At 71.7% G+C, this 22,044-nt stretch carries 25 protein-coding genes; 17 read left to right on the forward strand and 8 right to left on the reverse strand.

From position 1 onward, the window contains the following. Nucleotides 1-24 precede the first annotated feature (24 nt). Entirely contained in the window at nt 25-477 is a 453-nt protein-coding gene (locus IPM43_08780; protein ID QQS23556.1) for an FxsA family protein, read from the forward strand. Here the strand turns inward: IPM43_08780 and IPM43_08785 are convergent. Further along, nucleotides 474-1,886: an MBL fold metallo-hydrolase gene (locus IPM43_08785; protein QQS23557.1), complete on the reverse strand. Its 1,413-nt coding sequence runs from the start codon at nt 1,884-1,886 to the stop codon at nt 474-476. The genes IPM43_08780 and IPM43_08785 overlap by 4 nt on opposite strands. A gap of 41 nt (nt 1,887-1,927) precedes the next feature. Further along, on the reverse strand, nt 1,928-2,197 hold the full coding sequence (locus IPM43_08790) for a metal-sensitive transcriptional regulator (GenBank protein ID QQS23558.1): 270 nt from the start codon (nt 2,195-2,197) through the stop codon (nt 1,928-1,930). A gap of 39 nt (nt 2,198-2,236) precedes the next feature. Between IPM43_08790 and IPM43_08795 the strand changes: the two genes are divergently transcribed. After that, nucleotides 2,237-2,719 (forward strand): rhodanese-like domain-containing protein, encoded by a 483-nt coding sequence (locus IPM43_08795; GenBank protein QQS23559.1) that lies wholly within the window; start codon nt 2,237-2,239, stop codon nt 2,717-2,719. A 1-nt stretch (nt 2,720) separates the two neighbouring features. Here the strand turns inward: IPM43_08795 and IPM43_08800 are convergent, their stop codons facing one another. Further along, nucleotides 2,721-3,914 carry an Mrp/NBP35 family ATP-binding protein gene (locus IPM43_08800; protein QQS23560.1) on the reverse strand — a complete coding sequence of 398 codons (1,194 nt, stop codon included), beginning with the start codon at nt 3,912-3,914 and terminating at the stop codon, nt 2,721-2,723. 419 nt (nt 3,915-4,333) lie between these two features. Between IPM43_08800 and IPM43_08805 the strand changes: the two genes are divergently transcribed. Then, on the forward strand, nt 4,334-4,984 hold the full coding sequence (locus tag IPM43_08805; GenBank protein ID QQS26398.1) for an iron-sulfur cluster assembly accessory protein: 651 nt from the start codon (nt 4,334-4,336) through the stop codon (nt 4,982-4,984). Here the strand turns inward: IPM43_08805 and IPM43_08810 are convergent. Continuing rightward, the gene (locus IPM43_08810; protein QQS23561.1) at nt 4,977-5,924 is read right to left on the reverse strand and encodes a hypothetical protein; all 948 of its coding nucleotides are present in this window, start codon (nt 5,922-5,924) and stop codon (nt 4,977-4,979) included. The genes IPM43_08805 and IPM43_08810 overlap by 8 nt on opposite strands. Nucleotides 5,925-5,988: 64 nt before the next feature. Here IPM43_08810 and IPM43_08815 point away from each other — a divergent pair, with 64 nt between their 5' ends. The 6 genes from IPM43_08815 (at nt 5,989) to IPM43_08840 (ending at nt 11,491) form a co-directional block, all read left to right on the forward strand. Further along, nucleotides 5,989-7,581, forward strand: coding sequence for a 2Fe-2S iron-sulfur cluster binding domain-containing protein (locus tag IPM43_08815; GenBank protein ID QQS23562.1), 1,593 nt, complete (start codon nt 5,989-5,991; stop codon nt 7,579-7,581). Between the two features lie 10 nt (nt 7,582-7,591). Next, a complete protein-coding gene (locus IPM43_08820; GenBank protein QQS23563.1) occupies nt 7,592-7,945 on the forward strand; it encodes a RidA family protein in 354 nt (117 codons plus the stop codon). Nucleotides 7,946-7,955: 10 nt separating this feature from the next. Then, the gene (locus IPM43_08825; protein QQS23564.1) at nt 7,956-8,111 is read left to right on the forward strand and encodes a hypothetical protein; all 156 of its coding nucleotides are present in this window, start codon (nt 7,956-7,958) and stop codon (nt 8,109-8,111) included. A 91-nt stretch (nt 8,112-8,202) separates the two neighbouring features. Next, complete coding sequence (locus tag IPM43_08830; GenBank protein QQS26399.1) at nt 8,203-9,510, forward strand: aspartate aminotransferase family protein; 1,308 nt, start codon at nt 8,203-8,205, stop codon at nt 9,508-9,510. Further along, nucleotides 9,507-10,895, forward strand: a complete 1,389-nt coding sequence (locus tag IPM43_08835; GenBank protein ID QQS23565.1) for an 8-oxoguanine deaminase — start codon at nt 9,507-9,509, stop codon at nt 10,893-10,895. The genes IPM43_08830 and IPM43_08835 overlap by 4 nt, the downstream gene beginning before the upstream one ends. A gap of 11 nt (nt 10,896-10,906) precedes the next feature. Beyond that, nucleotides 10,907-11,491, forward strand: a complete 585-nt coding sequence (locus IPM43_08840; protein ID QQS23566.1) for a TMEM165/GDT1 family protein — start codon at nt 10,907-10,909, stop codon at nt 11,489-11,491. Nucleotides 11,492-11,504: 13 nt separating this feature from the next. On the opposite strand, the gene IPM43_08845 is transcribed toward IPM43_08840, so the two are convergent. The 3 genes from IPM43_08845 to IPM43_08855 all read right to left on the reverse strand — a co-directional run bounded on the left by IPM43_08845 (nt 11,505) and on the right by IPM43_08855 (nt 14,644). Then, nucleotides 11,505-12,143, reverse strand: coding sequence for a response regulator transcription factor (locus IPM43_08845; GenBank protein ID QQS26400.1), 639 nt, complete (start codon nt 12,141-12,143; stop codon nt 11,505-11,507). 49 nt (nt 12,144-12,192) lie between these two features. Beyond that, the gene (locus IPM43_08850) at nt 12,193-13,530 is read right to left on the reverse strand and encodes a glutamine synthetase (protein ID QQS26401.1); all 1,338 of its coding nucleotides are present in this window, start codon (nt 13,528-13,530) and stop codon (nt 12,193-12,195) included. Between the two features lie 97 nt (nt 13,531-13,627). Then, nucleotides 13,628-14,644, reverse strand: a complete 1,017-nt coding sequence (locus IPM43_08855; GenBank protein QQS23567.1) for a glutamine synthetase beta-grasp domain-containing protein — start codon at nt 14,642-14,644, stop codon at nt 13,628-13,630. A gap of 156 nt (nt 14,645-14,800) precedes the next feature. Here IPM43_08855 and IPM43_08860 point away from each other — a divergent pair, with 156 nt between their 5' ends. Continuing rightward, nucleotides 14,801-15,670 (forward strand): hypothetical protein, encoded by an 870-nt coding sequence (locus tag IPM43_08860; protein ID QQS23568.1) that lies wholly within the window; start codon nt 14,801-14,803, stop codon nt 15,668-15,670. A gap of 18 nt (nt 15,671-15,688) precedes the next feature. After that, entirely contained in the window at nt 15,689-17,410 is a 1,722-nt protein-coding gene (locus IPM43_08865; GenBank protein ID QQS23569.1) for an NAD+ synthase, read from the forward strand. Nucleotides 17,411-17,646: 236 nt separating this feature from the next. On the opposite strand, the gene IPM43_08870 is transcribed toward IPM43_08865, so the two are convergent. Further along, entirely contained in the window at nt 17,647-18,273 is a 627-nt protein-coding gene (locus IPM43_08870) for a histidine phosphatase family protein (GenBank protein ID QQS23570.1), read from the reverse strand. A gap of 34 nt (nt 18,274-18,307) precedes the next feature. Here IPM43_08870 and IPM43_08875 point away from each other — a divergent pair, with 34 nt between their 5' ends. From IPM43_08875 to proC, 6 genes are all read left to right on the forward strand, one after another. Beyond that, the gene (locus tag IPM43_08875) at nt 18,308-18,547 is read left to right on the forward strand and encodes a MoaD/ThiS family protein (protein QQS23571.1); all 240 of its coding nucleotides are present in this window, start codon (nt 18,308-18,310) and stop codon (nt 18,545-18,547) included. Next, nucleotides 18,548-19,045 (forward strand): hypothetical protein, encoded by a 498-nt coding sequence (locus IPM43_08880; protein ID QQS23572.1) that lies wholly within the window; start codon nt 18,548-18,550, stop codon nt 19,043-19,045. It abuts the gene before it with no gap. Nucleotides 19,046-19,051: 6 nt separating this feature from the next. Continuing rightward, on the forward strand, nt 19,052-19,411 hold the full coding sequence (locus tag IPM43_08885) for a helix-turn-helix transcriptional regulator (protein ID QQS23573.1): 360 nt from the start codon (nt 19,052-19,054) through the stop codon (nt 19,409-19,411). An 18-nt stretch (nt 19,412-19,429) separates the two neighbouring features. Further along, nucleotides 19,430-20,641 carry a glycosyltransferase gene (locus tag IPM43_08890; GenBank protein QQS23574.1) on the forward strand — a complete coding sequence of 404 codons (1,212 nt, stop codon included), beginning with the start codon at nt 19,430-19,432 and terminating at the stop codon, nt 20,639-20,641. Further along, complete coding sequence (locus tag IPM43_08895; protein ID QQS23575.1) at nt 20,638-21,099, forward strand: YbjN domain-containing protein; 462 nt, start codon at nt 20,638-20,640, stop codon at nt 21,097-21,099. The genes IPM43_08890 and IPM43_08895 overlap by 4 nt, the downstream gene beginning before the upstream one ends. 117 nt (nt 21,100-21,216) lie before the next feature. Beyond that, entirely contained in the window at nt 21,217-22,002 is a 786-nt protein-coding gene (proC, locus tag IPM43_08900; GenBank protein ID QQS23576.1) for a pyrroline-5-carboxylate reductase, read from the forward strand. The last annotated feature ends 42 nt before the right edge of the window (nt 22,003-22,044 follow it).

Consider the following 22,044-nt stretch of genomic DNA (forward strand, 5'->3'; position numbering starts at 1 on the left):
GCCTGGCGGTAGCGTTCCCGAGCGATGGTGCTCGCGGTACTCGTGCTGATCCTGCTGCCGATGCTCGAGGTGTACGTGATCGTGCAGGTCGGCGCGCAGATCGGGTTCTGGAACACGCTCGGGGCGATGATCCTCGTCGGTCTCGTCGGGTCTTGGCTCGTCCGGCGCCAGGGCTCGCGCGCCTGGAGGCGCTTCAACGAGCAGGTCGCGAAGGGGGAGAAGCCCACCAGGGAGATCGCCGACGGGCTGTGCCTGATCCTGGCCGGCATCTTGTTGATCCTGCCCGGCTTCGTGAGCGACATCCTCGGACTCGCTCTGCTGCTCCCGCCCACCCGAGCGCTGCTGCGGGGAGTGATCGTTCGCCGGGCCGAGGGTGCGGTGGCGGCCGGCAGGATGCAGGTGGTCACCGCGCGCTACGACCGCGACGGGGTGCAAGAGACGACTGCGCGAGAAGTGCGCGGCGAGCTAGAGCCCTAGACCCCGGCCTGCAGCTCTTCTCCGGCAGCGGTCCAGGCGACGACACCGCCGATCAGGTCGCTCACGTCGGTGAAGCCGTTGGCGCGCAGCGTGCTCGCGGCGATCGAGGAGCGGTACCCGCCGGCGCAGTAGACCACCGTAGGTGCATCGCGGTCGAGCTCGTCGAGGCGCCCGAGCAACGACGCCAGCTCTACGCGGCGTGCCCCGGGAAGGACGCCGAGCGCCGTCTCGCCCGGGCCGCGCACGTCGACGAGTTGCACCGAGCCGAGCTCGACAAGCCGCCGGCGCAGGTCGTCGGCGGTCAGCCGCGAGGCCCGCTCGACGGCGTCGGGGCGCGAGACGAATGCATCGAGGGGACGGTCGAGCACGCCGAGCACCTGGTCGAACCCGATCCGCGCGAGGCGGATCTTGGCCTCGTGCTCGTGACCGGGTTCGGCGACGAGCACGATCGGCGTGTCGGGGGCCACGACCTCGCCGGTGTACTCGGCGAAACGTCCGCCGAGGCCGACGTTGACCGATCCCCGCAGGTGCGCGGCCGCGAACTCGGGTTCGTCGCGGCAGTCGACGACGACGGCCCCTGCGCCCTGCGCGGACAGCACCGCGTCGACGTCGAGCGAGGGCAGCTCGTCGTCTTCGTGCAGCGTGTCGTGGGCGCGGCGGTTCTTCGTCGCCGCGAACAGGAAGTACATCGGGGCCGCGGCCTGGCCCTGCGTGACCGCCGCGACGAACTCGGCCTCGCTCATCGGCGCCAGGGCGTAGTTGGACACCCGCTGCTCGCCGATGGTCGACACGGTCTCGGTGGACAGGTTCTTGCCGCACGCCGAACCCGCGCCGTGCGCCGGGTACACCAGCGTCTCGTCGGGCAGCGTCATCAGCTTCTCGTGGAGCGACGCGTACAAGGCGCGCGCGAGTCCTTCGGCGGAGTGGCCGACCGCCGACAACAGGTCGGGCCGGCCGACGTCGCCGATGAACAGCGTGTCGCCGGTGAGCACGCCGTAGGGCACCTCTGCCGGGCTCTCCCGCACGACGACGCAGATCGACTCGGGCGTGTGGCCCGGCGTCTCCAGGATCTCTAGCTCGACGCCCTCGCCCGGGCGCCCGAGCGCGATGCGCTGCCCGTCGGCCATGGCGACGATCGGGAACTCGGTGCGGCCCTCGGCGTCACGGCCGTACACGACGACGGCGCCGGTCTCCTCGACGAGCCCGAGATGCCCGGACAAGAAGTCGGCGTGGAAGTGGGTCTCGATCACGTACTCGATGCGCAGCCCGTTGGCCGCGGCGTCGGCCAAGTACTGCGACACGTCTCGTTGGGGGTCGACCACGGCCGCGGTGCCGGTCTCGGTGTCGCCGACGAGGTACGACGCGTGTGACAGGCAGCCGAGGTAGTACTGGCGGAAGAAGAGGCTCACCGTTTCGTCCCCTTTGGTGGCGGTCCTGGAAGCGTGACAGCTCAGGCGAGCTTGAGGAAGAGGCGTTCGAGCTCGTCGAGCGAGAAGCCGCTGGCCTCGGCCGCGGCGGGATCGGCGAGGCAGCTGCTGAGGCCGCTCGCGAGCATCTTGAACCCCACCTGGTCGAGCGCCTTGGAGGCCGCCGAGACCTGCGCGACGACGTCACGGCACTCGCGCCCGTCGGCGAGCATCTGCTGGATACCGCGCACCTGGCCCTCGATGCGCCGCAGGCGCCGGGTGAGATCGTCGTTCACTTCGTCGGGCAGCTGCATGTTGTCAACTATACCGGGTGGGGTATAGCGTCGCCACCTGTGACACGCCCCCAGCACTCGCTCCCTGTCCGCCTCGCGCTCGGCACCGTCGCGGTGACGCTCGTCCTCTCGGCATGCGGCGGCGACGACGGTGACGGAGGCGACGGGGCCACGACGGCGGAGAGCGACACGTCCTCGGAATCCGCGCCGACCCCTGCCCCGTTCTCGACGCTGAGCGCGGCGGACGGCATCGCCCTCGTCGAGGCGCGCGGCGACTCGCTGACGATCGTCGACGTCCGCACGCCCGCCGAGTACGACAGCGGTCACCTGCCCGACGCCGTGCTCGTCGACTTCGAGGACCCGGCGTTCGCGTCGAACCTGGAGGAGCTCGACAAGGACGGCGCGTACGCCGTCTACTGCCGCTCGGGCAGGCGCAGCGCCTTGGCCCTCGAAGCGATGCGTCAGGCGGGTTTCACCGAGGTGTACGACCTCGGCGGCATCGGCGTACTGCAGGCCGCCGGCATGGAAGTGGTCACCGGCTGAGTCAGGTCCGCTCGGGCGCAGGCCCGAGCGCGGCCAGCGCGGCGTCGAGCATCCGCGCCGAGCAACCGGCCATCTGCACCGGCGGGACCGTGGTGGTGACCAACTTGTCCGCGATCGCCCGGAACGCGTCGGCCGCCGGCCCGTGGCCGGAGAGCGCGACCGGTTGGCCGGTGTCTCCTCCGGCGGCCACACCGGGCTCGATCGGCACCTGGCCGAGCAACTCCACGCCGATCTCGTCGGCCAGCGTCTGGCCCCCTCCCGTGCCGAACAGGGCGTAGGTGGTGTCGTGGTCACAGGTGAACGTGCTCATGTTCTCGATCACGCCGGCCACGCGCAGGAAGGAGCGCCGTGCCATGTCGGCGGCGCGGATGGCGACCTTCTGCGCGCTGACGGCGGGTGTGGTGACGATGATCAGATCGGTTCGCGGCAGCATCCGGGCGAGGCCCATCTGCACGTCGCCGGTGCCGGGGGGCATGTCGATCAGCAGGTAGTCGAGCTCGCCCCAGCTCACGTCGCGCAGGAACTGCTCGACCGCCTTCGTCAGCATCAGCCCTCGCCACATGAGCGCGGTGCCCTCGTCGTCGACGAGGAAGCCGGTGGAGACGACCTTCAGCAGCCCGTCGCCGATCCGGCGCTCGTTCGGACGGATCTTCGCCGGCCCGCCGTTCGCGCCTGGCTCGGCTTCGAGGCGCTCGCTCATCCCGAGCATGCGCGGCACGGAGAAGCCCCAGATGTCGGCGTCGAGGACGCCCACCTTGTAGCCCCTCGCGGCGATGGCCACGGCGAGGTTGACCGTGACCGAGCTCTTGCCGACCCCGCCCTTGCCCGAGGCGATGGCGAGCACCCGCGTGGTCGGGCCGACCTCGGTCTCGGGGGCCTGCTCTCGCGCGTTCCACCGAGCCTTCGTCATCACCTCGGTGCGCTCCTCGGGCGTCATCTCGCCCCACTCGACGTGCACGCTGCGCACGCCGGGGTGGCTCTCCACCCGGGCTTCGACGTCGGCCTTGATCTGCGCGCGCAGGGGGCAGCCGACGACGGTCAGCTTGACGGCGATGCCGACGTCGCCCTCGGGCGTGACGCCGGTGCAGCGGGCCATGCCGAGATCGACGACGTTGCCCCCGAGCTCGGGGTCGATCACGCCGCGCAGCAGGCCGGTGACCTCTGCCGGTGTGGGCGGAGCAGTCGGGCGGGCCATTCGCGCATTGTACCGGTTCTAACCGTGTAAATTGGCCGGCATGTTGCCGGGTTTCCCTCGCCTCGACGTGATGAAGGCGCTCGGCGACGACACGCGCTACGCGATCTACCTCGAGATCGCCCGCTCGTCACGCCCACTCGCCACCGCGGAGATCGCCGAGGTGCTCGACCTGCACCCGAACACGGTGCGGCCCCATCTCGAGCGCATGCGGGAGGTCGGCCTGCTCGACGTGGCGATCGATTCGCGCGGCGGCGTCGGGCGGCCCCAGCACCGTTACTCCATCGCGCCGGACGCGCCTTCGCTCGGGACCGAGTCGGCATCGATGCCGATGCTCGCGGGGATGGTGCTCTCCCTCGCGAAGGCGATGGGGGCCGGCAGCGAAGACGCGGCCGCAGTGGGCAGGCGTCAGGGACGGATCGATGCCGGCCGCTACGAGCACGCCCCTTCCAGCCTGGAAGCCCTGGTCGCCGAGTTGGACCGGCTCGGCTTCGACCCCGCCGTCACCGACGGCCCCGACGAGGACACCGCCGTCGTCGGGTTCGCGCATTGCCCGTTCCGAGCGCTCGCCGAGGAGAACCCCGAGATCGTCTGCGCCCTGCACCGAGGACTCGTCGAGGGTTTCGTCGAGACCACCGACGACGCCGAGGTGCGGGAGTTCTGCACGCTCGTGCACCGCACCTCGTGCCAAGTCTCGATCGCCACCCGTTAACCTTTCCCGACATCAGCCAAGAGGAGGACCTCCCGTGATCACCCTCACCGACACCGCCGCGACCAAGGTCAGCGAGCTGCTAGTTGCCGAAGGCGCCACCGATCTGGCGCTGCGCGTGGCGGTTCGCCCCGGCGGATGCAGCGGCTTTTCCTACGAGATGTTCTTCGACGGCGACATCGCCGAGGAAGACCAGCAGGCGACGTTCGGCGAACCCGCAGTACGCGTGGTCGTCGACCCTGCCTCTGCCCAACTGCTCGAGGGCGCCACGCTCGACTACAAGGACGGCTTGAACCAGGCCGGGTTCTCGATCACGAACCCGAACGCGTCGCGCAGCTGCGGCTGCGGCCAGAGCTTCAGCTGAGCCCCAGGGCGGCCAGCACCTCACGCGCCGCCCACACGCTGTCGAAGCGGGCCACGATCGTGCCGTCCGTGTCGGTCACCCACAGCACGGGTTCGTAATCCATCTGGTAGGCCTGCACCGCGGGCGCCACCTCCGTCGCCGTGTCGTCGGTGTAGACGTCGGCATGGACGACGACGACGTCGTCGCCGAACTGCTCACTCGCGGTGATCAGCTCTTCGAGCACCGGGCCGCAGGTGCCCGTCTGGCAGTGCGCCGGGGTGCCGATCAGGTAGACGACGGGCTTGCCCGACGCGAGGGCCTCGGTGAGCGTCACGTCGTGGAAGGGGCAGGGACCGTCGAGGCGTGAGCAGATCGGGTCCACCCCACGCGGGTCGTCGAGCGTCGGCGTGTCGAACGGGGGGAGGGGCTCGCCGGGCTTCGGCACGATCACCTGATCGGCGGTGAGCACCTGCACCGAGGCCCCGTCGGGGTCGCCGCCGAGCACCTGCAGCCGGTAGACGCCGGGCTCGTCGAGGGTGACGTTGGCCACCCAGAACGGCGGCGTCTCGGCGTCGAACTTCTCGATCGGCACCGCGAATGGTTCGACCAGCACGTCGCCGGTGTCGAAGTCGACGATGCGCACCTCGAGCTCGTCGGGACCGCTCAGCAGCAGTCCCGCTCCGTCGCCGATCGAGAACGGCAGCCGCACCTCACCGGGGGTGTTCGCCGTGGGCACCCAACGCTGCACGACGCTGAACCCCGCGGGCGCGGTGTCGACCGCGCCACCGCCGGTGTCGTCGTTGTCGTCGCCGCCGGTGCCGGTGCCGTTGTCGTCGTCGTCGTCGTTGTCGCCGCCGCAGGCGACGGTGAGCACGGCCGTGCCGGAGGCCAGCGAAACGAGCGACACCTGCAGGAACCGGCGACGGCCGAACGTGGTGCCAGGACGCGCGCGCGAAGTCACGGCGCCCGACGGTATCGGGCTCGGGCTTGGCGCCGGGTGCGCGCGGCGTGTGGCATGGGCACCCATGGACGACTCGGCTGGTGTTCGACCCGCGACGATCACGCTCACGGTGAACGGCCGCCCGGCGACGGTGCCCGCCGACGGGGCCTCGCTGCTCGAGGTGCTGCGCGACCGGCTCGGGTTGCGCGCGGCCAAGGACGGCTGCAGCCCGCAGGGCCAGTGCGGCTGTTGCACGGTGCTCGTCGACGGCCAGCCACGCGTCGCCTGCGTGACGCCGGCCGCGCGGGTCGCCGGGCGGTCGGTGACCACGCTCGAGGGCCTTGCCGGCGAGGTGCGCGACGAATGGGCCGCCGCGCTCGCGGCAACGGGGGGCAGCCAGTGCGGGTTCTGCACCCCGGGGATCGTCACCCGGCTGGCCGGGCTGGGCGCAGCGGCCGCGGTGAAGGGACCTCTCGACGATGCCGCCGTCGGCCAGGCGCTCCTGGCCCACGTCTGCCGTTGCACGGGGTGGCAGACGATCGAGGAGGCGGCGCGGCTCGTGGCCGGCGGTGGCGCCGGACATCACGCGCCGTCACGTGACCGTGCTGGCGCCGAGCGGCGGGCAGCCCTCGAAGGCCGCACCGGCCAACGCGTCGATCCCTCCGTCGCCCTCGGCGCGGGCGGCTTCGCCGATGACACCGCGCCCGCCGGGGCACTCGTCGCCGTGCCCTCCGCAGACGGGGGCTGGGCGGTGGCCGAGACTCTGGTCGAGGCCCGCGCCGCAGCCCGCAAGGTGCAGGGCCGGCGGAGCACCGTCGCCCTCGGTTGGCCGCTCGACCTGCCGGCAGGGGAGTGGGCGCGCACGCTGCGTACGACGTGGGTGGAGCCCGCCTACCTGGAGCCCGACGCGACGTGGTGTGCACCGGGAGGTGTGCCGGCTTCGCCGCTCGGCAACGGCGGCGCGTTCGGGGGCAAGGTGACCGCCGAGTTGGGACGCGTCGCGCGTGAGCTCGCCGACATCCACGGCCGCACGACGCGGGTGCTGTGGTCGCGCGAAGACGTCGTGCGCCACGGCCCCAAGCGCCCACCCATCGCCGCGGGGGTGCGAGCCGACGGCAGCGGAATCGTGCGCGTGGTCGCCACGCCCGGCATCGCCGCTGCGATTCACGCCGTGGCGCCGTCGCTCTTGGTGGAGGAGTGCGCGGTGAACGGCCCGTCGACGTCGGGCGACCTGCGCGCGGCCGGGTGGGCCGAGGCCGCGGTGCTGCTCGCCTCGCTGGCACCTGGCGGTCCGGATCGGGTGAGATCGCCGGAGGGGGCGACGGCCGAGGCCGTGGTCGACGCCGACGGCGTGCACGTCAGGGTGCGCTGCGGCCAGCCGCTCGATGCTGTGGTGCTGCGCAGCTACTGCATCGGCGCCGCCCACATGGCTCTCGGCTGGGTGCGCTCGGAGGGGATCGCCGTCGACGGCGAGGGCCAGGTGCACGACCTGACGATGCGCTCGTTCGGCATCTTGCGCGCCGTCGACACCCCGGCGGTGCACGTCGAGATCGAGCCCGACGACGCTCCCGCCGTCAACGGCTCCGACGCCGTGTTCGCCGCCGTCGCAGCTGCGGCATGGCGCCACGCGGGCCACCCCCCGCAGTGGCCCTACCAGCGGGCGCCGGGCGCGCGGTAGCGTCCGCGCGATGCAAGCACCTCTCGGTCCGTACACCCCTGCCGTGCGCGCCGGCGATTGGATCATCGTGTCGGGCCAGCTCGGCATGGCCGACGGCGTGCTCGCCACCGGCGTCGCCGCCCAGACCGCGCAGGCCATCGCCAACCTGTCCGAGCGCCTCGGCGAGCTCGGCGCCGAGCTGGGCGACGTGGCGAAGACGCTGTGCTTCCTCACCGACATGGACGCGTTCACCACGTTCAACGAGGCCTACGTCGCCGGTTTCGTCGGTCACCGCCCGGCACGTTCCACGATCGGCGTCGCCGCGCTGCCGGCGAACGCGGCGGTCGAGATCGAGGCCTGGGCCTACAAGCCGCTCGGCGAGTAGGGTCGGCGTCGTGGCTGGAGCGATCGTTCTCGTCGTCGTGCTGCTGGCGTTCCCGGTGCTGGTCGCCATCGGCAGCACGCTCCTCGCCGTCGGTCTCGGCGAGCTGCTCGCCCGCGACGGCGAGGCGCGCAACGAGGGCAGTGAGCTGCTCGACCTGAACGTCTGAAAGCGCTGGCGGTCCCCGCGTGCACCGCCACGACCAGTCCACCGAGGTCCTCACCGAGGCGATCGTGCGCTACGCGATCGACCGCGTGCGGATGCACCCTCCGCCGCTCGACCACGGCCGCACGCTCGACGAGCTGAACCAGATGGCCGGGCGCACGATCACCGCCGACGGGCTCGGTGGTCTCCAGGCGCTCCGGGTGTTCAGCGACGTGCTCGCGCCCGCGTGCATCTCGGTCGACCATCCCCGGTTCTTGTCGTTCGTCCCGGCCGCGCCGACCGAGTCCTCGATCCTGTTCGACCTCGTGGTCGGGGCGTCGAGCATCTACGGCGGGTCGTGGATGGAGGGCTCGGGTGCCGTCTTCGCGGAGAACGAGGCGCTGCGGTGGATCGCCGACCTGGCCGGCTTCCCGGCTGGATCGGGGGGCGTCTTCGTGGCCGGCGGCACGGCCGGCAACCTGAGCGCGCTGATCGCCGCCCGCTTCCGGTGGCGCCACCGCGCCGATCCCCGCCACGACCGCACGAGGGGCCTGATGGTGGCCTCCGGCGGAGCACACTCGTCGGTGGCGCAGGCCGCGCGGGTGATGGATGCCGACGTGGTGACGGTGCCCCCCGACGCCGAGGGCCGCCTGCGCGCCGACGCCTTGGGGGCCACGCTCGCGGCGCTGGACGTGGCCGACCGCGAGCGCGTCTTCGCCATCGTCGCCACGGGCGGGACGACCAACGCCGGCGTGATCGACGACCTCGCTGCCGCGGCCGACGCCGCCGAGGCGCTCGACACCTGGCTGCACGTCGACGGGGCCTACGGCGGGGCGGCGCTGTCCGCGCCGAGCGTGCGCCAACGCTTCGACGGCATCGAACGGGCCGACAGCCTCATCGTCGACCCCCACAAGTGGCTCTTCGGGCCGTTCGACTCGTGCGCGTTGGTGTACCGCGAGCCGTCGGTGGCGCGCGCTGCGCACACCCAGCACGCCGAGTACCTCGAGGTGCTCCACACCGCCGACGAGCGTGGGGTTCCGGAGTGGAACCCGAGCGACTACGCGCATCACCTCTCGCGCCGCGCGCGGGGGCTGCCGCTGTGGTTCAGCCTGGCCGCGCACGGCACCGATGCCTACACCGAGGCGGTGGAGACGACGCTGCGGGTGACCCGCGCCGGCGCCGATCTGCTGCGCCAGGCCCCGCACACCGAGCTGCTGCTCGAGCCCGAGCTCAGCGTGCTGCTGCTGCGCCGCGTCGGCTGGCGCCACGACGACTACCAGGAGTGGAGCGACCGCATGCTCGCGGCCGGGGAGAGCTTCGTCGTACCGACGGTGTGGCAGGGCGAAACCGTGCTGCGGATGTGCATCGTCAACCCGCTGACCACCGTCGACGACCTGCGGGCGATCATCGAGTCCCTTCGATGAACGCGCTCGACCCGGTCGATCTCGCCGTGGTCAACGCGCGCCTGCTCGTGACGATGGACGGCGACAGCAGGGAGCTGGCCGGGGGCTGGCTGACCATCGACGGTGGCCTGGTGAGCGCCGTCGGCGGCCCGGGCGCGCCGGTGCCGAAGGCGCGAGAGACGCTGGACGCCACCGACTGCCTCGTCACACCGGGGCTGGTCAACACGCACCACCACTTGTTCCAGAACCTCACCAGGGCCTACCCCCCGATGACCGGGCAGCCGCTCTTCGGATGGCTCCAGACGCTCTACCCCCTCTGGCGGGCGCTCGACGAGGAGTCGGTCCACGTCAGCGCGTTCGTCGGCCTCGCCGAACTCGCGCTGGCGGGCTGCACCACCTCGACCGATCACCTCTACCTGCACCCGCACGGCGCCGGGGATCTGCTGGCGGCCGAGATCGAGGCGGCGCGAGAGCTGGGCATGCGGTTCCACCCGACGCGGGGTTCGATGTCGCTGTCGGTGAAGGACGGCGGTCTGCCACCCGACGACGTGGTCTCCGACGACGACGAGATCCTCGCCGCGTGTGAGGCGGCCGTGCAGGCTCACCACGATCCTTCCCACGGGGCGATGGTGAGGGTGGCCCTGGCGCCGTGCTCGCCGTTCACCGTCACCGAGGCGCTGATGGTCCGCTCGGCCGAGCTCGCCCAGCGCCTCGACGTGCGTCTCCACACCCACTTCGCCGAGAACGAGGAGGACGACGAGTACTCCCTCGCGCGCTTTGGCTGCCGCCCGACCGAGTACCTGGAGCGCGTCGGCTGGTGTACGGAGCGCACCTGGGTGGCCCACTGCGTGCGACCCGACGAGGACGAGGTGCGCCGCCTCGGCGCGGCGCGCATCGGTGCCGCCCATTGCCCGTCGAGCAACCTGATCCTCGCCTCCGGCATCGCCCCGATCGTCCAGCTGCGCGCCGCCGGGGTGCACGTCGGGCTCGGGGTCGACGGCTCGTCCTCGGCCGATTCGGCCTCGCTGTGGCTCGAGGCCCGCCAGGCGATGTTGCTCGCCAAGCTGCGCAGCGGTCCCGCTGCCTTCACGGCGCGCATGGCACTCGAGTGCGCGACGACGGGCGGCGCCGCCTGCCTCGGGCGGGAGGGCGAGATCGGCGTCCTCGCCCCCGGTGCCGTCGGTGACGTCGCCGTGTGGCCGCTCACCGGGCCGGCGTTCTCCGGAGCCGCCGCCGACGCCGTCGAGGCCTGGCTGCGCTGCGGCCCGGTGTCGGCCCGGCACACCGTCGTGCACGGTCGGGTGCTGGTGCGCGACGGTGTGCTCGTGCACCCCGGCATCGACGACGCGCTACGCCGCCACCAGGCGGCGGCCCGACGGATCCAGCGTCTCGACCCGACGAACTGAGTGCCGAAGCGATGATCGGACATGTGCTGACCGCGTTCGCGGCCGTCTTCCTGGCCGAGCTGCCGGACAAGACGATGGTCGCCACGCTGGTTCTCTCCGCGCGCTTTCGCCGTCCGTTGCCCGTCTGGCTCGGCGTGATCGCGGCGTTCGCGGTGCACGTCACCGCTGCCGTGCTGCTCGGGTCGCTGCTGCGCCGGTTGCCGGAGCGCCCCGTCGACGTCGCTGTCGGGCTCGTGTTCCTCGTCGGCGCGGTGCTGCTCTGGCGCGACCAGGGCGAGGCGGTGGGCGAGGCTTCCGGCACCGGCGAGCAGCCGATCGTCTCGCCGTGGCGGATCGCGCTCGCTTCGGGATCGGTGGTGCTGCTGGCCGAGATCGGCGATCTCACCCAGCTCGCCACCGCCGGCCTCGCGAGCCGCACCGGCGACCCGGTGGCCGTCTGGCTCGGCGCCTGGCTGGCCCTCGCTTCGGTCGCCGGCCTGGCGGTCACGGCGGGCCGGGCCATCGAACGGCGGGTCCCGCTCGCCCTCGTGCGCAAGGTGGCCGCCGGGGTGTTCTTGGTGCTCGCGCTCGTGTCGTTCGTGTCGGCGGCGACCTAGGCGACCAATGCGCCTAGGCGGCCCAGCGCGACTGGCCGAAGCGGTAGCCGACGCTGCGCACCGTCTGGATCAGCCCGGCGTGCTCCTCGCCGAGCTTGGCCCGCAGGCGGCGGATGTGGACGTCGACGGTCCGTGCTCCGCCGTAGTACTCGTAACCCCACACGCGCGACAGCAGCACCTCGCGGGTGAACACCTTGCCTGGGTTCTGGGCGAGGAACTTGAGCAGCTCGTACTCCATGTACGTGAGGTCGAGCGGCCGACCCTCGATCGTGGCCTGATAGGTCTCGAGGTTCAGCACGAGCTGGGCGTACTCGACGAGGTCGGGCCGTGCCGTACCGCCGCGCTGCCACAGCAGGTGGCGCAGCCTGGCTTCCAGCTCGCGCGGGTGGAACGGGGTGATGCAGAAGTCGTCGAACAGCTCGTCACGCAGGTCGAGCTCGTCAAGCTGGGCGCCACCGACGAGCAGCAGCAGCGGATGGGCCGAGCCGTCGCGCTTGCGCACCGCGCGCACGAACGCCCACGCGCCCTCGGGATCGGCGTCGGCGACGACCACCGCGCCGAGCCAGCCCTCGCCCGGCTCCGCCCGAGCGGCCTCGTCGGCCGAGGCGACCCCGCGCCAGCGGTAGCCGGCGAGGTCGAGGGTGCGCACCAGGTCGGCAGGGGGCGGATCGGGGTAGACGGCGATCAGCTCCACCGTGGCCTCACAGTGACTTCAGGTATCGGCGCAACTCGAACGGTGTCACCTGAGTCTTGTAGCCGCGCCACTCCGAGCGCTTGTTGCGCAGGAACCACTCGAAGATGTGTTCGCCGAGCGCGTTGCGCACCAGCTCCGAGCCCTCCATCGCGGTCAACGCGTCGGCGAGGGATTGGGGCAGGTTGGCGACGCCGATGTTGCGGAGCTGGGCCTCGTCGAGCTCGAACAGGTTCGCGTCTGCCTCGGGGGGCAGCTCGTATCCCTCGGCGACGCCTTGGAGCCCGGCGGCGAGCAACACCGCGAACGCGAGGTACGGGTTGCACGCCGGGTCGGGCGAGCGGTACTCGATCCGGGTGGCGAGCGGGTTCGAGCGCTTGGCGATCGGCACGCGGACGAGGCCGCTGCGGTTGTTGCGTGCCCACGAGATGTGCACCGGCGCCTCGAAGCCGGGCACGAGACGCTTGTAGCTGTTGACGGTCTGGTTGGTGAGCGCGGTGATCTCGCCCGCATGGCGCAGCAGACCGGCCATGAAGGACTTCGCGACCTTGGACAGGTCGTATGCGTCGGAAGCGTCGTAGAACGCGTTCTCGGCGCCGTCGAAGAGCGACAGGTGCACGTGCATCCCGCTGCCCTGGACACCCTCGAGCGGCTTGGGCATGAAGGTGGCGTGCACCCCCTGCTGGGCGGCGACCTCCTTCACGACCAGCCGGAAGGTCATCACGCTGTCTGCCATCGTCAGCGCGTCGGTGTGGCGCAGGTCGATCTCGTGCTGGCTCGGCGCGTCCTCGTGGAACGAGTACTCGACCGGGATGCTCATCGTCTCGAGCGTGCGGATGGTCTGCTTGCGCAGCGTCCCCGCCACGTCGCTCGCGGTGAGGTCGAAGAACCCGGCCTCGTCGAGGGGCACCGGGGCCAGCCCGGGCTCGGGCGGGGCGAAGTAGAAGAACTCGATGTCGGGCGCGACGTAGAACGTGAACCCGAGCTCGTGGGCGCGCTCGAGGTTGCGGCGCAGCACCTGGCGGGGGTCGCCGTCGAAGGGGGTGCCGTCGAGGTTCCAGATGTCGCAGAAGACCCGGGCCTCGGGAGCCTTCGGGTCACCCCACGGCAGCAGCTCGAACGTGTTCGGATCGGGGATCGCGAGCACGTCGCTCTCCTGCACCCGCGAGAAGCCGTCGATCGACGAGCCGTCGAAGGTCATCCCGTCGTCGAGGGCGTTCTCCAGTTCGGCGGGACTGATCGCAAAGCTCTTCAGGTTCCCGAGGACGTCGGTGAACCAAAGCCGGATGAGCCGCACACCGCGTTCTTCCACGGTGTGCAGCACGTAGTCGCGCTGCTGCTCGAGCATGCCGGACATCTCCTCATTCTGGCCGATGCCGGCCGCGAGGTAGGTGGCGAACTTCGTCACCCACCCCGCGGGCGGCAGCGACCTCGGGAACGCCAGGTCAGTCGAGCGTCTCGTTGGAGCAGACGGTGTCGACGATCAGGCGGGTGACGGTGTACGGATCGCAGTTCGCGTTCGGTCGGCGATCCTCGGCGTAGCCCTTGCCGTCTCGTTCCACCTGCCACGGGATGCGGATCGAAGCGCCGCGGTTGGAGACGCCGTAGGAGAAGTGGTTCCACGGCGCCGTCTCGTGCTGTCCGGTGAGGCGGCTCTGGATGTCGTGGCCGTAGTTGGACACGTGCTGGTCGATCTTCTTGCCGATCGCCTCACACGCCTGCTCGATCGCCTGGTAGCTCTCGCGCATCTTCCAGGTGGAGAAGTTCGTGTGGGCGCCGGCGCCGTTCCAGTCGCCCTTCTGCGGCTTGGCGGCGAGGGTGATGACCACGTCGTAGTCCTCGGCGATGCGGTGCAGCAGCCAACGGGCGACGGTCAGGTGATCGCTGACCTTCAACGCGTCGGCAGGCCCGATCTGGAACTCCCACTGGCCGGGCATGACCTCGGCGTTCGTGCCCGAGATCATCAAGCCGGCCTCCAGGCAGGCTGCCGTGTGGGCCTCGATGATGTCGCGCCCGACGACGCGTCCGGCGCCGACGCCGCAGTAGTACGGCCCCTGGGGGGCCGGGAAGCCACCACCGGTCGGGAAGCCGAGCGGCGTCCCGTCGTCGCGCATCATCGTGTATTCCTGCTCGATGCCGAACCACATCTCGTGGCGCTCGTACTGCTTGGCCGTCGCCTCACACGCCGCGCGGGTGTTCGTCGGGTGGGGCTCCATGTCACGGGCGTTCAGCACGTCGCAGAGCACGAGGATGTTGCGTCCTCCACGGATCGGGTCATGACACTGGAAGACCGGACGCAGGACGCAGTCCGAGTGCTCTCCGTCGGCCTGGTTCGTGGACGAGCCGTCGAAACCCCAGATCGGGGGCACTTCGGTGTCGTGGGTCAGGATCTTCGTCTTGTTGCGTAGCAACGGCGTCGGCTCGGTGCCGTCCAGCCAGATGTACTCGGCCTGAAAAGCCACGGGATGTCGTCCTTCCGGTTGCGGGGTGAGGGGCACGAGAGACCTTGCCAAGGCGCGGTTTCCCAGCCGTTGCCCCCCTGTGAACGCTGTGTGAACCGCCCACCGCCGATCGGCGGTGCTCGCCCTCACGGGGAGGGTTGTGGCACTCTTCGAGCGATGAGCAACCGCTCCTTTCGCTCGCTGACCGTCACCGCGCTCGCGCTCAGTGCGTTCGTCGTCGGGTGCGGGGGCGACGACGGTGGCGGCGGGGACGGCCCCGGCGGCGGTGGCGACAGCGATTTCGACGCCGCGCACAGCTGGTCCACCGGCGCGAACGACGTGGTCGTACGCCTCGACCGGGTGGGGGAGGTGATGCCGGAGCAGTTCGACTTCTTGCACCTGCCGGCGGTGCTGATCGCCGGCGACGGCGCCCTCTACACCCCGGCCCCTGTGGTCGCGCCCTACCCCGGTCCGCTGGTGCCGCTCATGGATGTGCGCACGGTCACTCCCCAAGGCATCGACGCCACGCTCGCCCTCGCCGACGCGAACGGTCTGCTCACAGACCCGCCCGAGTACACGATCCCGGAGGGTTTCTCCGAGGTGGACGAATGGGTGGTGACGATCAACGCCGACGGGGGGTCGTTCGTGCACGAGGCGGTCGCGATCGGTTTCGACGGCAGGGCGGAGTCCGATCCCGACCGTCGGCGGCTGCAGCAGTTCACCGATGCTCTTCCCCAGCTCGACGTGGTGATCGGCGCGGCCCACTTCGGGCTCCCCGCCGCGTTCGTGCCCGAGGAGTACCGGATCCGCGCGGTGGCCGTCGACCCGGCCGACTTCGGGCGCAACGGGCAGGAGGCGACCGTACGGCCATGGCCGGGAGCCCTGCTCGGCGTGGCTCTCGCCGACGCCGGCGACTGCGCCCGCGTCGCGTACGAGGACGCGAGCGAGATCCTCGATCCCGTCGACCAGCTCACCTTGTTCGAAGACGGCGGCGAGGCCTACCAGCTGTTCGTCGCCCCCGTGCTCCCCGGCGACGGGCTGTGCTGAGCCATTAGCCTCCTGCGCGTGCCACGGCTGCGCATCGCTCTCGCCCAGATCGATCCGGCGGTAGGCGACCTCGACGCCAACCTCCACCTGATCACGCGCTTCTACGACGAGGCAGACGCCGCGGGGTGCGACATCGTCGCCTTCCCCGAGCTCGCGATCACCGGCTACCCCCCAGAAGACCTGGTGCTGAAGCCCGGCTTCGTCTCCGCCAACCAAGCGGCTCTGGCCGAGTTCGCCGCGCGCACCCGCGAATGCGTGGCCGTGGTCGGCTTCGTCGACGCCGACCGCGACCTGTACAACGCGGCGGCGGTGTGCACGGCGGGAACGGTGGTCGGCACCTACCGCAAGCGGCTGCTGCCGAACTACGGCGTGTTCGACGAGGCGCGCTACTTCACCCCCGGTGCGCCGAGCGATCCGCCGGAGCTCTACGTGATCGGCGGGGTCAAGGTGGGCGTGACGATCTGCGAGGACATCTGGAGCCCGAGCGGTCCCCTGGCCACCCAGGCCGCAGGCGGAGCCGAGCTGAACGTGAACCTGAACGGCTCGCCGTTCCAGCGCGGCAAGCTCGCCGACCGGGAGCGCATGCTCGCCACCCGCGCCGCCGACGCGAGCTGCGCCGTCGTCTACGTCAACCAGGTCGGCGGCCAGGACGAGCTCGTGTTCGACGGCGGATCCCTGGCCTTCGACGCGGACGGGCGCCTCCTCGCCCGAGCGGCGCAGTTCGCCGAGGAGTTGCTGATCGTCGACGTCGACATCCCGCCCGTGTACCGCAAGCGGCTCCTCGATCCGCGTGGGCGCGCCACCGAGGCCCCGCTGCCGACCGTGGTGGCCGGCGCGGCCGTGCCCCGGTCGGCGAACGGGCCCGCCAGGGGAACGGTCGCGCCTGCGCTCCCGCCCGTCGAGGAGCTCTACGGCGCGCTGGTGCTCGGCACTCGCGACTACGTGCGCAAGAACGGCTTCGAAGACGTGGTCATCGGCCTGTCCGGTGGCGTCGACTCCTCGCTCGTCGCGTGCATCGCCGTCGACGCGCTCGGCGCCGGGCACGTGCACGGGGTGTCGATGCCGTCGCGCTACTCGTCGGAGGGTTCGCGCACCGACGCCGAGGCGCTGGCCGAGGCGCTCGGCATCGACCTGCGCACGATCCCGATCGAGCCGGCCTTCGCCGCCTACCTGCAGATGCTCGAGCCGAGCTTCGCCGGCCTCGCGCCGGACCTGACCGAGGAGAACCTGCAGAGCCGCTGTCGCGCCCAGATCCTGATGGCGCTCTCGAACAAGTTCGGCTACATGGTGCTGACCACCGGCAACAAGAGCGAGATGGCCGTCGGGTACTTCACCATCTACGGCGACTCGGCCGGAGGGTTCGCGGTGTTGAAGGACGTGCGCAAGCTCGACGTGTACGAGCTGTGCGAGCTCGTCAACGCCAGCGCGGGCCGCCAGGTGGTGCCCGAGTCCGTGCTCACCAAGGCGCCCTCGGCAGAGCTGCGCCCCGACCAGCGCGACGACCAGAGCCTGCCGCCCTACGAGGTGCTCGACCCGATCCTCGAGCTCTACGTCGAGGACGACCGCACCGTCGCCGAGATCGTCGCCCTCGGCCACGACGCGGCGCTGGTCGCGCGCATCGCCCGACTCGTCGACCTCGCCGAGTACAAGCGCCGCCAGTCCCCGCCCGGGGTGCGCGTCACCGGGAAGGCGTTCGGCAAGGACCGTCGCCTGCCGATCACGCACCGCTTCCGCGGCTGAAGCGGACGGCGCCGAGGGGGTGCCGAGAGGGAACGGTCCATACGGCCCATCCAACGTCTGGAGGATCGTCCCTAACGTGTGCTCTCGTGCGGCGACGGACGGCTCGGATCGTGGTGACGGCGGTGGTCGCCGGGGTGCTGCTGGTCGGCGCCGCCGCGCAGGCCGCTCGTGGCGCCGACGAGCCGATCCCGGCCATGCCCGGCGCTGTGCATCCCTAGCGCCGCTCAGCCGACCGGCTACTCGACGACGCTGTCCTCACGCGGTGCCAGTGGCAAGAAGACCGCGCCGCCACGCACCTCGGCCTCGCCCGCCCCGACCGGTCGACCGACGTGGAACCATGCCCCGGCCAGGTTCGGGAACTTGACATCGGGCGCGCCGACGAGTCGCCGCGCGGCGCGCAGGACCCCGCTGTGGCTGACGACCAGCACGTGGGCGCCGGGCAGCGCTGCCGAGGCGTCGCGCAGGGCCGCGAGGAAGCGCTCGCCAGCGGCCGCGTGGGGCTCGGCCCCAGGTGGGCGGCGGCCTGCTTCGAGCCACCCCGGCCACAGCCGGGCGATCTCTTCGGGGGTGAGGCCCTGCCACTCGCCGGCGCCGGCCTCACGCAGCCGCGCGTCGAGGCGGACCGCGCCGAGGCCGAGGGCCGCCGCGAGCAGCTCGGCCGTGTGGCTGGCCCGGCACAGGTCGCTCGCCAGTACGGCGTCGAACGGCGGGCAGTCGTCGCGGAGGGCGTCGGCCGCCGCCACCGCCTGCTCCACGCCGAGCTCGCTGAGTGGTGAGTCGGCGTGGCCCTGCCAACGGCGTTCGCGGTTCCACTCGCTCTGCCCGTGGCGAACCACGAGGATGTTGGTGGTCCCCGCCGGCACGGCGGCGAGGGTAGCGCCGGTACCATCGGAGCCGATGGCGATCCTGCGCCTGTTCGCATCGGCTCGCGAAGCCGCGGGCACGGCCCGCGACGAGGTGCCCGGCAGCAGCGTCGACGAGGTGCTCGCGACAGCCGTCACTCGCTACGGCGAGCCCTTCGCCACGGTGCTCGCCACCTGTCGGGTGTGGCTGAACGGCGAAGCGGTCCCCGGCACGGCCGCTGTGGCGGACCAAGATGAGCTGGCGGTGCTGCCACCGGTCTCTGGAGGATGCTGAATGGGTGCCACGGATCCCACCGAGCTCGCGCTCGACGACCTGAAGGCCGAACGCGCCGCGCTCCAGGCCGAGGAGGACGCGGTGTCCTTCGTGCGCCGTGTCGCCCAGGGCCGCCTCGACCTCGTCCGCGCCGAGTCGAGGCGCCGTGACGGCGAGGGAGATGCCGAGCTCTCCGGCGAGCTGACCGCGATCCTCGGCAGGCAGGTGGCGGCGGGATCCGCCCGACCGCCGCGCCCGACCGTGCTGCCCGCCGACGACCATCTGCTGCGTGAGCTCGACTCGCTGTGTGCAGAGCTCGGGTTCGAAGACCTCGCCGCGCTCGACGACGCCGGCCTCGCCCGCCTCGCCGACGGCATCTCCGGGTTCGAGCGCGACCGTTCCGGGGAGCGTCACGACCTGTTCGAGCGGATCGACGCCCTCACCGCCGAGCTGGTGCGCCGCTACCGCGACGGCGCCGCGCCGCTCCCGCTCGCCGGCGATTCGCCGGCCGAGGACTGACCGAGGGTGCCGAACGAGGCCGACTCGCGCCTGCCCGACCTCGGCGCCTTCATCCGTTCCCAGCGTGAGGCCGCGCGCCAGAGCATCCGCGACCTCGCGAAGCTCGCCGGCGTCTCCAACCCCTACCTGTCGCAGATCGAACGCGGCCTGCGCCGGCCGTCGGCCGAGATCCTCCAGCAGCTCGCGAAGGCACTGCAGATCTCGGCCGAGAGCCTGTACGTGCGCGCCGGCATCCTCGACCATGAGCACGAGCATCGTTGGGGTGTACTCGACGCGATCTCCCACGACGACCGTCTGACGGCCGACCAGAAGCGCAGCCTGGTGACGGTGTACAAGGGGTTCCTCGCCGCCAACAGCGCCGAGTGACGGTAGGTTTCAACGCTCGTGCAGCGCGTGGCAGTGCTCTCGTTCCACACGTCGCCGCTCGCCCAGCCAGGCGTCGGCGACTCCGGGGGGATGAACGTCTACGTGCGCGAGCTGGTGTCCGCCCTCGCCCATGCCGGGCTCGACTGCACCACGTACACCCGTGCCTGGCGCGCCGGGCTCGCGCCCTCGGTTCAGGTCGAGCCGAACCACCGCGTCGTCCATGTGCCCGCCGGCCGTTACGAGCTGGACAAGGAAGCACTCGGTGGTGTCGTCGACGAGTTCACCGACGGTGTGCTCGACGACTTGCACCGTCGTGGCGGAGCCGACGTGGTGCACGCGAACTACTGGCTCTCCGGTGTCGCCGGACACCGCGTGAAGCACGAGCTGGATCTTCCGCTCGTCACCACCTTCCACACGCTGGCACGGGTGAAGGCCGAGGGCGGCGACACCGAATCGGCGCGCCGGGAGCGCGCCGAGGCCGACGTCATCGGCTGTGCCGACGCCATCTGCGTGTCTTGCCCCCAGGAGGAGCAGCAGTTCCGCCGGCTGTACGGCGACCCACCCGGCGTGCTCGAGATCGTCGCTCCCGGCGTGGAGCACGCGTTCTTCGCGCCCGGTGATCGTCGCGGTGCTCGGAACGCGCTCGGGCTCGGCTCGGGGCCGGTCTTGGTCTTCGTCGGGCGGATCCAGCCGCTGAAGGGACTCGACGTCGCCGTCAAGGCGCTGCACTCGCTCGGGCGCCGCGATGCGACGTTGCTCGTCGTCGGCGGGGCGAGCGGCGCCGAGGGCGGGGCCGAGGTCAGCCGCATCGAGGCCCTGGTCGAAGCGCTCGGTCTCTCCGCGCAGGTGCGCTTCGTGGCGCCGCAACCGCACCACATCTTGTCCACCTACTACCGCGCCGCCGACGTGGTGTGGGTGCCCAGCCGCTCGGAGAGCTTCGGGCTGGTCGCGCTCGAGGCGGCTGCTTGCGGCGTGCCGGTCATCGCGAGCGCCGTCGGTGGGCTGCTGTCGCTCGTCGACCACGGCCGCACCGGCTTCCTGGTCCGCGGGCGCGATCCCGAGCTGTTCGCGCGGCACACCGCCGAGCTGCTCGACGCGCCGGAGCTGGCGGCGGCGATGGGCGCGGAGGCTGCCGAGCGCGGCCGCCACTACACCTGGAGCCTGGCCGCCGCCAGGTTGCGCCGCGTCTACGCCGACGTCGCCGCTCGCCAGCCGGTGACCTGCTCGTGAGCGAGTTGTTCGGCGTCTCCTCGCTCGACGCGACGGAGCGCCTGATCGACGAGTGGCTGAGCTCGGCGGCGGCGGCGAACCCGGCAATCGAAGCGGTGGACCGCGATCCCGGCGACGCGAGGCGCTGGTACGTGCGCATGCGCGGTGAGGCGAAGGACTACACCACGGCCTGGCTCGCCCTCGGCCAGAGGACGTTGCGCTACGAGACGTACGTCATGCCCGCGCCCGAGGAGAACGCGCAGCAGCTCTACGAGCACCTGCTGCGGCGCAACGACACGCTCGTCGGGGCGCACTTCTCGATCGGGGCCGAAGATGCCGTCTACCTCCGCGGCGAGCTGGCGCTCCCGGCCCTCACCGAGGACGAGCTCGATCGGGTGCTCGGGTCACTGCACGAATACGTCGAGCGTTGCTTCACGACGATGGTCCGCATCGGTTTCGCCGGCCGCTTCGCCCCCTAGCGCGCCCACATACCAGGTGGCGTCCGGGCGGGCCGGCACTTGGGGAAGTCGTCGGAACACCCGGGCGCAGCCGCAGCGGGGGCGGCCGACGCCGGGTGCTCACTAGCGTGCGATGCCATGACACAGGCGCTGGTGGTGGTCGGAGGCGGCAACATGGGGGCGGCCCTCGTCGCCGGGCTGCTCGCCGCCGGCCGCGAGGTCGGCGAGCTCGGTGTGGTGGAGGTGGTTGGCTCCCGCCGGGACGAGCTCACCGGGCGCTTCCCGGGATTGCTCGTCGCCGAATCGACACCGCCGTGCACCGGCGCGGTGATCGCCGTCAAGCCTCCCGACGCGCCGGGCGCTGCCGGCGCCGCCGTGGCGGCCGGCGCGACGCGGGTGCTCTCGATCGCGGCCGGGGTGACGCTTGCCCAACTGGAGAGCGCATGCGGACCGGGAGTGGCGGTGATCCGCGCGATGCCGAACACCCCGGCGCTCATCGGCCAGGGCGCCGCGGCGATCAGCCCCGGCCGAGGTTGTGACGACCGGGACGTGGACTGGGCCGAGCAGGTGCTCTCCGCCGTAGGGACGGTGGTGCGGGTGCCGGAGTCGAGCCTCGATGCCGTGACCGGTCTGTCGGGGAGCGGGCCGGCCTACCTGTTCCTCGTCGCCGAGGCGATGATGGACGCCGGTGTCGCCGTCGGGCTTCCCCGGGCGACGTCGGAGGCGCTCGTGCGCCAGTTGTTCGTCGGCTCGGCAGCTCTGCTCGCCGGCGGTGACCCGCCGGCCGTACTGCGGGCGGGCGTCACCTCGCCGGCGGGGACCACCGTCGCCGGGCTCCACGCGCTCGAGTCACACGCCGTCCGGGCGGCGTTTCTCGACGCCGTCGCCGCCGCCGCGGCGCGCAGCAGGCAGCTCGGCGAATAGGCGCCAACAATTCGGGACGTGACTCTTTTCTCACCGACTAGC

The organism is Actinomycetota bacterium, assembly GCA_016700055.1.
Lineage (GTDB): Bacteria > Actinomycetota > Acidimicrobiia > Acidimicrobiales > Ilumatobacteraceae > Kalu-18.